The following is a 12,944-nucleotide window of genomic DNA, read 5'->3' on the forward strand; positions in this document are numbered from 1 at the left end:
GTATTTTCTCAAAATTTTCCCTCCTATTAGTTAAATTTAAAGTGATAAAAAGAAAACAATAAAGACAACCTAGTACATTATTGTCTTTGATATTGCCGACGATAACCTGATAAAGAGTTACCTGTTTCTCGTTTAAAATATCGACATAAATAAGAGGGATCATCAAAACTAAGTTTTAATGAGATCTCATTTACTGATAACGCAGTATGAGTTAACAGAGCCTTTATTTCAAGAATAACTTGACGATTAATCAATATCTTAGGCGTATCATTAAAAAACTGTTTTGTTATCTGCGAAAGATAAAACGGAGTAATACTAAGATAATCTGCATAAAAAGCCACATCGCGATGCTGGTGGCAATATGTTCCAATCAATTCCCAAAATTGCCAACAAAGACGTTCTTTGCGGGAATACTCTTTTTTAGCAATAGAAAAATGAGTCGGAATAGATTCAGTTATCGCAAAAAAGAGATTTTGTAAGTGATTTCGTAGCATTAATTTCTGGTGTTCAGGATAATTCTTTTGTATATATTTTGTTTGTGCTATCCAATATTTTAACGCTTCAACTTGTTCTGCTTTAGGGGTGCAGATAGGATGTTCATGGAGAAATGCAAACAAAGTACTAGAAAGTGAATAAGCAATTTCTGAGGCAAAAGATTTATCAATAAAACAGTAAAAAAGACGAAATTTAGCTGTTCGTTTTAACAGAATACTTATTGTGTCATCGCCTAATATCAAAATATCATTAGGCTTAATCGCGTAGTGTTGAAAACCTATATTAATGATACCTTGCCCTTCTAAACACACCATTAACACAATATAAGATAATGGTAGTGGATAGCCTATTTCATTAAGCATATTACTTTCACCCACAATAAGATGTGGTGATTTATTTGATGATGCTGCTGCATTTAGTTTTAATAACGTTTGGCTTAACATAAATGTACTTATTTAAAATAAAATGATTATCAGTATTAGGTTTATTCATAAATAATGAGTTGGTATTTTTGACGAATAAAATTAATATCTCATTTAGTTGTCAAAAGTACCAAAATAGTCTGCTTTTTACCATTCAAATTTTTATTACTACTATTTAGAATAGCCCTTATCTTAAATCAGCAAAATAAACAATAAACTGTTTATTTTATAATTTGGTAAGTTATTAAAATGAAAGTATTAAAAACAAAAAGATTAGTATTACGTCCGTGGCAAGAATCAGATGCAGAAAGCTTATATGAATATGCAAAAGATGAACGTATAGGCCCTATTGCTGGATGGCCAGCCCATAAAAATGTTGAAGAAAGTACCGAAATAATTCGCACTATTTTTATGCGCGATGAAGTTTATGCAGTGACACTAAAAGATGATGATCTTGCAATAGGTTTAATTGGTTTATCGTTTGCAAAAGATAGTAATTTTTCTATTGGTGATAACGATGCTGAAGTTTCTTATTGGATTGGCGTACCTTATTGGGGAAAAGGTTTAATACCTGAAGCGGTGAAAGAAATAAATCACTATGCCTTTGAAAATTTAGAATTAGATAACTTATGGTGTGGCTATTTTGCAGATAATGAAAAATCTAAAAAAGTCCAAGAAAAATGCGGGTTTAAACATCGTCATATAATTGAAAAGCAATATGTTGAATTTTTAAATGAAGTTAAAACAGAGAATATCAGTTGTCTTACTCGAGATGAATGGATAGAAATACAAAAACACTTATAACAGCAGTAAAGAAAAAAACACCAGAAAACTTAGTGTTCTGGTGTTTTTTATTCGCCTATAATAGGCTGAAAATTAAGCAACATCTAAAGCTTGAGCTAAGTCTGCAATTAAATCTTGAGGATTTTCAATACCAATTGATAAACGAATTGTCGTCTCTTGAATACCAATATTATGGCGCAACTCGATAGGTACACCTGAATGTGTTGTTGAACCAGGGTGGCACGCCAATGATTCTGTCCCTCCAAGACTAACTGCAAGTTTAAAAATTTTCATTGCATTAAGGAAACGGAAAGCTTCAGTTTCTCCACCTTGAATATCAAATGAAAATGTTGATCCAGCACCAGTACACTGTTTAGCAAATACTTTTGCTTCAGCTGAAGCTTTATCAGCGAAAGGTAAATAGTGAATGGCCGCTACTTTTTTGTGGTCACGAAGAAATTGTGCAACTAATAAAGCATTTTGATTTGCCTTTTCCATGCGTATTTGCAAAGTTTCTAAAGAGCGACCTAGCATCCAGCATGAATGTGGGTCGAGTTGAGTACCAATGGCACCTCTTAATAGGCGAATTTGATTAATTAGTTGGCGAGATCCCATTGCCGCACCTGCGACTAAATCTGAGTGTCCACCGACATACTTTGTTAACGAGTAAACAGAGATATCCGCGCCTTGTTCAATAGGACGTTGATACACAGGTCCTAATAAGGTGTTATCACAAACAATAAGAGGACGATAGCCTTGAACTTGTTCAAGATTATCTGCAACTAATTTTAACGCAGTAATATCAACTAATGAGTTGGTTGGGTTTGCTGGTGTTTCTGCAAAAATAACGGCTACACGCCCTTTCTGGCTCGCCTTTTTAGCTTGCTCTTGAATAAGGTCAATATTTAAACCATCAGTAAAAGGTGTTGCTTGAATACCAAACTTAGCGAGTGTTTTGGCAATTAATGTTTCTGTTCCACCATAAAGCGGTTGAGAATGCAAAATGACATCACCAGGTTGAGTTAGTGCCATTAATGTCGTTGTTATTGCCGACATTCCTGATGAAAACAGTACACATGATTCTGTGTTCTCATAAAGAGCGAGTCTATCTTCTACAATCTCACTATTTGGCTGATTAAAACGAGAATAAACTAATCCAGCTTTTTCACCTTCAGGTAAAGGTTTTCTTCCACTCACCGTATCAAAAAAGGCTTTACCTTCTTCTGCACTTTTAAAAATAAATGTTGAGGTTAAAAATACAGGCGGTTTTACTGAACCTTCTGATAGTAGTGGATCATAACCGTAACTCATCATTAATGTTTCTGGTGATAATTTATGCGATCCAATATATTGTTTTTCTAATTGAGAATTAGCCATTTTTCTTTCTTCTAGTTAGTAAAGGATGCACTATCATACTGAAAAAAATTCACGTTGTTAGATTGTTTTATAAAGAGTAAAAACTAGCAGTTATATAAACTTGCTATCACTGTTTACGTAATTGAGGTTTAATATCGTAAAAATTATTTTTATCGAAATTTAGCTACTTAGCTGTATCTCAAAAGCAGTAACTTTCACTAATAAAAATATTTATCACCAGCGGGAGTTATGGTTGGTTTTAAAGCAAATAGCTTAAAAGGCAAATAGATTAATACATATCAATTTACCTTCGATTAGATACAGAAAAGCATATAAAACATAGTGTCACCAAGCTCTAACAGCATCGCCTTTATACATTTCTTTTACTTTTAATTCGATTTGTCGTGATTGAATAACATTAATGAGTCTTTTGATTTTTTCATCATTTTTATTATCTTCACGAGTGACAATAATATTTACATAAGGTGAAGTTTTATTTTCTAAAATCAAACCATCACGTGTTGCTAATAATCCCATTTGCGAAGAAAAATTGTTATTAATAAAAGCAACGCTAATTGTTGGGTCGTTCAGTGCATCTGTTAGTTTCGGTGTATCAAATTCGACAAAAAAGAGCTCTTTAGGATTATAAACAATATCTTCAATTGTAGGTGAAAATCCAACACCTTCTTTTAACGTGATGAGTTGATTTTCTGCTAATAATAATAGCGCTCTGCCTCTCATACTTGCTTCATTTGAAATAGCCACATGACCGCCAATCTCTAATTCATTAATGTCACTTATTTTTTTGGAGTATGCTGCAAGCGGGAATATAAAGGTTTTGCTGGCAATATGAAATTTATAATTATGCTCTTTCATTTGAGTTTGAAGATAAGGAATTGATTGAAACGCATTTGCATCTACTTCTTTATTTGCTAATGCTTTATTGGGAAGCTCATAATCGTTAAAAGCAATAACTTCAACATCTAATCCTTCAGTTAACTTTGCTAACCGGATGACTTCTTCCCAAATTACTTGATCGGGTCCAGTATTAATTGCCACTTTTACTTTATTCTCATCTTCTTGAGAACAAGATACGGTAAATAGCGTTATTGAGGCTAGAAGTAAACCCGTAATAATTTCCTTCATATCTCCCTCTTTAAACAGGCCACGATAAAAACGAATTTATCAGCAAATATTCCAACATAAGAAATATCTTAGTAATAGATTAATAACAAGGAACTAGAAATGATACAAGTAGTCTATGCACATAAAAAAAGGAATATTAACAATACATTTATAATGTATTGTTTTATAAGGAGAAAATAAACTAATCATAATTGGAGTGGTTGACTTTTTTTATATATTTTATTCGTTAATTATTTTATTAAAACAGCTGTCAGAAAATGCTTCATCTACACTAAGATAATCTACCTCTGTAACACAGTGAGATGAGAATTTCCACCTATACAGCTCTTCATTATTGTTTTTTTGTTCTGCTATTCTGTAGCTAGAAAATCGAATAGGTGCAGGGTTTAACAAATTGTTACCAATTTTTTCTAAACTTAACAGAATAACGTAGCCTTTCTTCTCAATAAATTTGAAATCAGAGATTTTTATATTAGTATCTTTTATATAGCTATCATACAGGCTTGACGCATTAGCGTAGATTGAGGGAACGATATAAGTTCTGTCGTCATTACCTTTTATATAAACCGTGACCATATCTACAGTTGTGGTGCTATTTAAGGCTCTTCTAGACTTAATCACTATGTCTTCAATACCGTCCCCATCAAAATCGATAAGATTAACACCATATTTCAGACCAATATCAAAAGACATTGCTGAAAATGGTATTAATGTAAAAAATAACCCTACCCCAAGCCTCTTTATCTTATTCATTGTATTGATTTCTTCTTTATTTGTGATCTGCGCATCAGACTACTTTGTAGCAATGATTAGTCAAGGGGATTTATGTTTCAAAATAATACAAAACTATTTTATTTAATAAATAAATTATTATCTAAAAATAGGTTTTTATTTATTACAAAAAAGAACATATCAAAAAAATTTTAATTTAATTTAGAATAAAATTAATATAAAGCAATGTAGTTTTTAAGATCGCTAATACGTTCTTTAGTTTTATCTTTTAAACAACTGCTGTATACCATTGGTGCTAAACTACCGCCTTGATAATAGTCGGCTTCATACTGGCAAGAGAGATTGCGGAAATTTATCCATACAACTTGAGCCTGTTTTAGTTGTTCTTTACGAATGTTATCGAGTTTTTCATGGTATTGCTGATAAATGCGATTAAGTTCATCATCTTGCTGCTGAAAATCGAGTTGAACACATTGATTTATTTCTATTTGAGTTGCCGCATTACGACAATCAAAATTATCTGCTTGTATATGTATAGACCAAAATAATATACCACCAGATATTGCGCTTAATAAAATAAGTTTTTTCATTATACCACCCATCTATTAACTAAAATATGACTGAATAATATTTACTTTCACCTTAAAGTAAATTATTTAAGATTGTAGCGATTTTTTTGAGTAACAATTCGATGAAGATCGACCTTAAATAAGCTATTTTCCTCTATCACTTTTAGTTGAATTAATTTAGTTACAGTGATTATTTTGAATCTTTATTTATAATAAATATGTTTTTAATATAAATTAATCAAAAAACCAACTAACTTAAGTTGGTTTTAAAAAATAATCTTACTTTGGGGTTATTTAAATGAAATTAATATCCTATTTCGTATTTACTCTATTTTTTCGTTCAAATAGTTTTAATAGTCCTTTAACTGTGACATCTAATTGGCTTTTTTCTGAAAAATCTGCTGGAAGTACATAATTGGCCCGTTCTTCTGCAATTAATTTTTGCACTTTATTTTGTGTTTTTGGTTCTTTCCACTTATCTATATCAAATACAGCAAGTGAAAAACCGCCTTGATAGCGGATCATTTTCATTGATGGAATATCTGTATCGCCATCACCAAAATAGATCATTCGTTCAAAAGGAATATCTCGTTCTTCTAATTCGATAAATTCATTTACTGCTTCATTATCCCAAGCATTGCCAATGCCTTTATTTATCCTAAAAAGAAATTGAGTTTTTGTGGTGTAATTAATGGCTAATACTGGCCATAATGCTGTTTTGCCATTAGCCGAATAGTAATATTTACAAGCATAAATTTGCTCAAACTGTTGTCCAATAGCTGAACCCTTTATCATTTCAGTCAATCCGCTTGAAATAATATAATGTTTAATGTCTAAACCATGCTGTTGGCCATATTCATTAATCCGTTCAAACCATTCTTTGACGCCCTTAAACAGAGGAATAGATTGTCCGTGTTTTCTCAGATTTTCTTTACTTAATTGTTCTGAACCTAAGATATTTGCTTTTTCAGCTAATACACCAAGGTAAGATAAAATTTCATCGCCATCATTTTCTTTGGCTCGTTTTTTTACTTCTTGCCAAAATAAGCCTATTTCTTCAGGTGATTGAATACCTAAGCTAGGCATGACACCATGTTGTGCACAATCTCCTTTAGCTAGCGTTCCATCAAAATCATAAATTAGTGCACATTTGAGTCGGGTTTCCATTGTATTATTTCCCTTTTCTCTGCAGTTTGAATAATGACGCTCTATAGGTCTATATGATATTCAATAACATCACGAATTTTTGTCAATGCATCATGCAATAAATTGAGATCAATAGACGCTAATGCAATACGAATAGCATGAGGAATATAAGGTGTAGTTGCATAAGGTTCTGCTGTTGCAACCGAAATATGCAAACGACGTAGTGCAGCAACTATTTGATCGGCTCTTGTTTTATCAGGTAATGGGATCCATAAAAAATAAGAGGAAGGATGACGAATTATTATCATTTCCTTAAAAATATCATCAACCATTTTTTGTCGTAGTTGAGCATCTTTACGCAATAACGTTTCTAATTTATCAACTGTTCCTTCCTGTATCCAATGGCAAACAATAGATGTCATTAAGGCCGGAGTATTCCAAGTGGTTACTCTCATTGCGCGTTCTATTAATAAAGTTTTTTTGGGGGGGGTGACTATAAATCCGACACGTAATCCAGATGCTACATTTTTAGAAAATCCAGAAATATAACAAGTAATATCAGGTGCTAGCGTGACAATTGCTGGTGGTGATTTTTTAACTAGAAAAGAGTAAGTTGCATCTTCAATTAAAAGAAAATGATATTTTCGTGCCAAATTAATTAACTGATGGCGTTGGGCTAAAGTTAAAACCCACCCCATCGGATTATGTAGCGTCGGCATACAATATAATGCCCTAATTGCCCTCTGTTTACATAATATTTCCAGTTTTGCAAAATCAGTTCCTGTTGGTGTGATAGGTATTGCTACTATTTCTAAATGATGGGCTAATGCAGCAAGTTTAAATCCGGGATAACTTAATGCATCAACAGCAATAACATCCCCGGGTTTTAATAAACCGAGCAAAGTGAGTGCAATAGCTTGCTGAGCACCACTCGTAATAACTATATTTTCAGGTTTTACTGTAATATTTCGTTTATTTAAATAGTTAGAAATAATTATTTTCTCATGTGTTTTACCGCCATGAGGTTGATAACGTAAAAGAGATTCTATTTCACCAGAAGTTGAAAGTCGCTTTAATTCACTACGGAGAAGTTCTGCTTGAACAGGTAATGATGGATAATTAAAGTTTAAATCTAACATATCGGCGGCAGCCGGATTTTCTATGCCATAATTTGCTGGCAACGATAATTCTCTAACAAATGTCCCTCTTCCGGTTTCTCCACTAATTAGCCCCATATTTTCTAGTTCAGAATAAACTCGACTTGCAGTAGCTAGCGACATTTTATGCTCTGCAGCTAATTTTCTATGTGTTGGTAAGCGAGTACCCGGTAATAGTCTTCCATCCCGAATATCTTCAGCAAATTTATCAACTAATAATTTATAGCGTGGTTGAACCATAGAAATTGTATCCATGACAATTATTTGATTGTCATGATTGTGCTCCATAATATAAAGCACAGCAAGTTACACGTTTACATGTAGATAAACTACATATAATCCTAAGCATAGAAAAATATAACTCTTTGCTTTTATTAAATATTAATCATAATAAAAAATGGATCACTTATGCAGCAAGTTAGTCAAAATGAACGAAAAAGAGGATGGATAAATGGTTTTATTGGTATGCTAATTTTTAGTGGTTCACTACCTGCCACAAAAGCGGCGGTACTTGAGTTTGATCCTCTTTTTCTTACAGCCGCAAGAGCAACAATTGCTGGGCTATTATCTTTTGGCATGTTATTACTTTATAAAGAAACACTACCTACACTACGACAATGGATATCATTAACCGTAGTCTCTTTAGGTGTTGTTGTTGGTTTCCCCTTATTAACAGCAATTGCGCTACAGGAAATGACATCTGCACATTCTTTAGTTTTTTTAGCGTTATTACCGCTTTCAACCGCCATATTTGCGGTAATACGCGGTGGTGAAAAACCGCGCCCTATTTTCTGGCTATTTTCTATTATTGGTAGTTTATTAGTAATGGGATATGCGATATCTCAAGGTGGTACATCATCTATTAGCGCTAATATATTGATGATAGCCTCTGTAATTGTTTGTGGATTAGGTTATGCAGAAGGCGCGACATTAACGAGATCACTTGGCGGTTGGCAAGTTATTTGTTGGGCATTAATTTTTTCATTACCCATTATGTTTATTCTTACTTTTATTCTGATGCCAGTCTCATTAAGTGTTATCGGAACTTCAGCATGGGTAGGATTAGGTTATGTTTCGCTTTTTAGTATGCTAATAGGTTTTATTTTTTGGTACAAAGGTCTTTCTCAAGGTGGGATTGCAGCCGTTGGTCAGCTTCAATTATTACAACCCTTTTTTGGCTTAGCACTGGCAGCAACATTACTTAATGAATCAGTAAATATTATTATGTTATTAGTGACGATAGCAGTTATTTTTTGTGTCGCAGGATCACGAAAATATGCTTAATGTATAAATTAATATAATCCTCGCCCTATTTTAGGCGAGGATTTTAAATATGTTTTGTTAATTAAAGCTCACATTTTGTTTTTAATACTGATGTTTTTTTATGGTAATCAAGTGCAAACTCAATCAGCTTAGTAATAAGCGATTTATATTCTAGACCAGCACTTTGCCATAATTTCGGATACATACTGATATTGGTAAAGCCAGGTAGTGTATTAATTTCATTAATGACTACACGATTATCTTGAGTTAAAAACACATCAACACGCGCCATACCTAAACAATTTAATACACGATAAGCCTTCAGTGCGGTTTGACGAATATTTAAACTGACATCGTCATTGATTACTGCAGGCACAATAACTTTAGCTCCATCATCATCAATATATTTTGTGTTATAGGCATAAAATGCGTCGTTTAATACGATTTCTCCACAAGGACTAACTTCAGGGGTTTCATTTCCTAAAACAGCACATTCAATTTCACGGCCTACAATGGCACTTTCAACAATAACCTTTAAATCATATTCAAATGCCATAGTCAGTGCTGCATTAAATTCTGCTTCGTTATTTACCTTACTAATACCTACAGAAGAACCTAGATTTGCTGGTTTAATAAAAAGAGGAAGACCTAATTGGCGCACGGTTTCGTTGTAAGAAATCTCATTAATTTGATGTTTCATCACAGTAATGAACGGAGCAACCGCTAACCCAGCGCCATCTAGTAGACGTTTAGTAACATCTTTATCCATGCAAGCAGCAGAGCTAATGATATTTGGTCCAACATAAGGCATATCAATCATGTGTAATAAGCCTTGTAATGTACCATCTTCACCGTAAGCGCCGTGGACAATTGGAAAAACAACATCAATTTGAGGTAATGCTTTGCCATCTTCAAGGGCAATAAATTGGTTTTTTGTACTACCAGGAATAATTGCAACAGCACGCAGTGGTTTACTTAATGAGATGGTTTTAGGATTATCGCTATTTAATAAATAATCAGTCTCTGAATATTCATGCCACTGGCCTTGTTCATTAATGCCGATTAAACAGAGGTCAAATTTCGTTCTATCTAATTCGTTAATAATATTTTTTGCTGACTGAAGTGAAACTTGATGTTCAGTGGATTTTCCACCAAAAATAATAGCGACTCTTAATTTACTCATTTTCTAACCTTTTATAGGACAGCTATAGCGAATAGATAGCAATATATCATGTTCAAAACGCCCAATGTAGGCAGATAGTTCTTATCTGCGAAAAATTACGATAAAATGATGAAATTCTATGATTTAGCGCGTTAAAAAATCACTATTTTACTTTGCAATAGCCTTACATGGGCAACAATGCTATCGAATATGGGATGAGCACAAAAATAGAAAAAAAATAGCTTACCAAAATGGATATTACGGAAGTATCCCAATCAACCGGTCTAGCCTCATCTGCAATCCGTTATTATAAAAAAAAGGTATTGGTCGTAAAGAGTTAAAGCGAGTATATCATCCAGAGTTCCTCACTCGATTAGCATGAATATCTTTAACTCAGCAAGCTTATTTTTCATTAAATGAAATAACATAACCCAGTGAACATCAGAAAATACCTGAAATTGATAGAAATATAGTTCAATTTAAAATTGAAGAGATTGATAAAAAAATTAAAGAACTAATCCAATTAAAAAAAGTTGGAACACATTCGAGTTTGTCCTGAAAAAATCATTTTCAAGCTAGCTTTTCGCTTAATCATAAAATCGCAATAAGCAATAAACGGTAGGGATTTTTCTATAGACCGATTATTTTCATCTTGCTTTATAAATTCTAAATATCCACACCAAATGACACTATTTTGTACAAAAGATATATTGTAAAAACGAAAATCATTTTGCTAGAATGAGCCTACCTATCAACCCATTAATTTAAATAAGGAGGCTAATTATGTTGTTGTGTGATCTAATCGAATATTCACACTTCTTTGGTAATCGTAATAGCTCAGGCTCTCACAGTTTTTTACTGCGTTAACCTGCCTGAGCGACGTTAATTATTACCTATCCTCAGCTTACAGGGTTATCGCTTGATAATGCCCAGGCGTTTTTGCGCCTAAAAATGAGTAAGCTATGAGCACATTATTATCTACACAAAATCTGTCTTTTCATAATAACCACGGTTTATTGCTAAATAATATTTCACTCGCTCTGACTAAAGGTGAGAAAATAGGTCTAATTGGCTATAACGGTTGTGGAAAAAGTACGTTATTAAAACTGCTATCAAATCAACTATCTCCTAGTGAAGGTACTATTTCCATCGCGAATAAAACCGTTATGGCTTATATAGAGCAACATTTACCTAATGAGTTACAGTCAGTAACTTTAATGGATGCGACCCTTCATAAATTACCTGAAGAATACAGATTATCTGAAGGTTGGCGAGCCGATTTGCTATTAACTGAAATGGGTTTTAAAGAACATGAAAAAACGTTATTAATATCACAATTAAGTGGAGGTCAACACACTCGTTTATTATTAGCCAGAGCGTTAATTATTGATCCTGATTTATTGCTATTAGATGAACCGAGCAACCATCTCGATCTTCCAACCATTTTATGGTTAGAGTCATTTCTTAAAAATTGGCGTGGTAGTTTTATTTTGGTTTCACACGATAATACATTGTTAGATCAGGTTACAAATTGCACATGGATTATTCGAAATAAAATGCTGTCATTATTTCGTCTGCCCTGTTCTCAAGCGCGACAAGCACAAGAAGAACAAGATATTAGTGCGCAACATCGGCGTGAAGCTCAACAAAATGAAATTGATCGTATTGCGCAAAGTGCTAAGCAATTAGCAACCTGGGGGCATGTTTATGATAATGAAAACTTATCCCGTAAAGCTAAACAAATGGAAAAACAGATTATTCGTTTAAAAGACGATCAAGTTGATATAACCGAAGGTAATCAATGGGTTCTACAACTTTCTGGTATTTCATTACGAGCAGATAGGCTTTGTGAATTAAACCAGTTGTCTGTTACCCCTGCTAATAATGCGCCTATGTTATATAACGTTGAATATCAACGTATTAAAAGTGGTGATCGAGTTGCAATTATTGGCGCTAATGGAACGGGAAAATCATCACTATTAAGAATGATTTGGGCGATGAAAACCATTAAAACGGATGGCGAAAGTACTATTAGGCTTCATCCTCGTGTTGAATTGGGATATTACGACCAAAGAATGGCTCAACTTATTGATAGTGATACTCTTATTGATGCCCTGAAACCTTTTGTTGCATTGACAGATGAGCAAAGAAAAATGGCACTTATTAGTGCGGGGTTTTCTTATTCTCGTCATAGCCAAATTGTGAGTTCTTTAAGTGGTGGCGAACGTGCTCGGCTATTATTTATTGGGTTAAGTTTGGCTAAATACTCGTTATTAATGCTCGATGAACCAACTAACCATCTTGATATGGATGGAAAACAGGCACTGGCAGAACAAATTCGTCAATTTTCTGGCGGTATATTATTAGTAAGCCATGATAGAGCACTTATTGAAAATAGCTGTAATCGGTTTTGGTATATTCATAACGGTATTTTAACTGAACATCATGATATAGAAATAATTTATCAGCTTATTTCGCAACAAGAAAAGCTAGATGCAAGTGCTAGCGATGTTGTTAATATTCAGCTAGAAAATCAATCTGTTAATCATGATGAAGATGAAAAATTAATACAATTAATTGAACTTGAAGAAAAACTGACAGCAGATCGTGCTCGCAAAGTAAGCCATCAAAAACCTGCTTTACAAGTACAATGGGAAAGCGAAATTAAGCAATTAAAGCAATTTCTCAATCTGAATTAAATACGCTTGGTTAA

Annotated in this window: 11 protein-coding genes; 3 read left to right on the forward strand and 8 right to left on the reverse strand. The window is 33.4% G+C overall.

What is annotated here, in order from left to right; translation table 11 throughout:
• Positions 1–77 precede the first annotated feature (77 nt).
• Complete coding sequence (locus tag PH4a_RS15340; RefSeq protein WP_129040956.1) at positions 78–938, reverse strand: AraC family transcriptional regulator; 861 nt, start codon at positions 936–938, stop codon at positions 78–80.
• Positions 939–1,166: 228 nt separating this feature from the next.
• On the opposite strand from PH4a_RS15340, the gene PH4a_RS15345 reads away from it, so the two are divergent.
• The gene (locus PH4a_RS15345) at positions 1,167–1,721 is read left to right on the forward strand and encodes a GNAT family N-acetyltransferase (RefSeq protein ID WP_129040958.1); all 555 of its coding nucleotides are present in this window, start codon (positions 1,167–1,169) and stop codon (positions 1,719–1,721) included.
• Positions 1,722–1,793: 72 nt separating this feature from the next.
• Here PH4a_RS15345 and PH4a_RS15350 read toward each other — a convergent pair whose 3' ends face one another.
• The 6 genes from PH4a_RS15350 to PH4a_RS15375 all read right to left on the reverse strand — a co-directional run bounded on the left by PH4a_RS15350 (position 1,794) and on the right by PH4a_RS15375 (position 8,046).
• Positions 1,794–3,077, reverse strand: coding sequence for a cystathionine gamma-synthase family protein (locus tag PH4a_RS15350; RefSeq protein ID WP_129040960.1), 1,284 nt, complete (start codon positions 3,075–3,077; stop codon positions 1,794–1,796).
• Positions 3,078–3,401: 324 nt separating this feature from the next.
• A complete protein-coding gene (locus tag PH4a_RS15355) occupies positions 3,402–4,202 on the reverse strand; it encodes a MetQ/NlpA family lipoprotein (RefSeq protein WP_129040962.1) in 801 nt (266 codons plus the stop codon).
• 219 nt (positions 4,203–4,421) lie between these two features.
• A complete protein-coding gene (locus PH4a_RS15360; protein WP_129040964.1) occupies positions 4,422–4,955 on the reverse strand; it encodes a carbapenem self-resistance protein CarG family protein in 534 nt (177 codons plus the stop codon).
• A gap of 191 nt (positions 4,956–5,146) precedes the next feature.
• Positions 5,147–5,524, reverse strand: a complete 378-nt coding sequence (locus PH4a_RS15365; RefSeq protein ID WP_244212899.1) for a lysozyme inhibitor LprI family protein — start codon at positions 5,522–5,524, stop codon at positions 5,147–5,149.
• Between the two features lie 291 nt (positions 5,525–5,815).
• Positions 5,816–6,670: an HAD family hydrolase gene (locus PH4a_RS15370; protein WP_064719930.1), complete on the reverse strand. Its 855-nt coding sequence runs from the start codon at positions 6,668–6,670 to the stop codon at positions 5,816–5,818.
• Positions 6,671–6,711: 41 nt separating this feature from the next.
• The gene (locus tag PH4a_RS15375; protein ID WP_129040969.1) at positions 6,712–8,046 is read right to left on the reverse strand and encodes an aminotransferase-like domain-containing protein; all 1,335 of its coding nucleotides are present in this window, start codon (positions 8,044–8,046) and stop codon (positions 6,712–6,714) included.
• A gap of 168 nt (positions 8,047–8,214) precedes the next feature.
• On the opposite strand from PH4a_RS15375, the gene PH4a_RS15380 reads away from it, so the two are divergent.
• On the forward strand, positions 8,215–9,090 hold the full coding sequence (locus PH4a_RS15380; RefSeq protein ID WP_129040971.1) for a DMT family transporter: 876 nt from the start codon (positions 8,215–8,217) through the stop codon (positions 9,088–9,090).
• Positions 9,091–9,151: 61 nt separating this feature from the next.
• Here PH4a_RS15380 and ddlA read toward each other — a convergent pair whose 3' ends face one another.
• Positions 9,152–10,252, reverse strand: coding sequence for a D-alanine--D-alanine ligase (gene ddlA, locus PH4a_RS15385; RefSeq protein ID WP_129040973.1), 1,101 nt, complete (start codon positions 10,250–10,252; stop codon positions 9,152–9,154).
• A 941-nt stretch (positions 10,253–11,193) separates the two neighbouring features.
• On the opposite strand from ddlA, the gene PH4a_RS15390 reads away from it, so the two are divergent.
• Positions 11,194–12,930 (forward strand): ABC-F family ATP-binding cassette domain-containing protein, encoded by a 1,737-nt coding sequence (locus PH4a_RS15390; RefSeq protein ID WP_129040975.1) that lies wholly within the window; start codon positions 11,194–11,196, stop codon positions 12,928–12,930.
• Positions 12,931–12,944 lie beyond the last annotated feature (14 nt).

The sequence above is a fragment of the Proteus hauseri genome, from assembly GCF_004116975.1.
In the GTDB taxonomy this organism is placed as follows: Bacteria; Pseudomonadota; Gammaproteobacteria; order Enterobacterales; family Enterobacteriaceae; genus Proteus; species Proteus hauseri.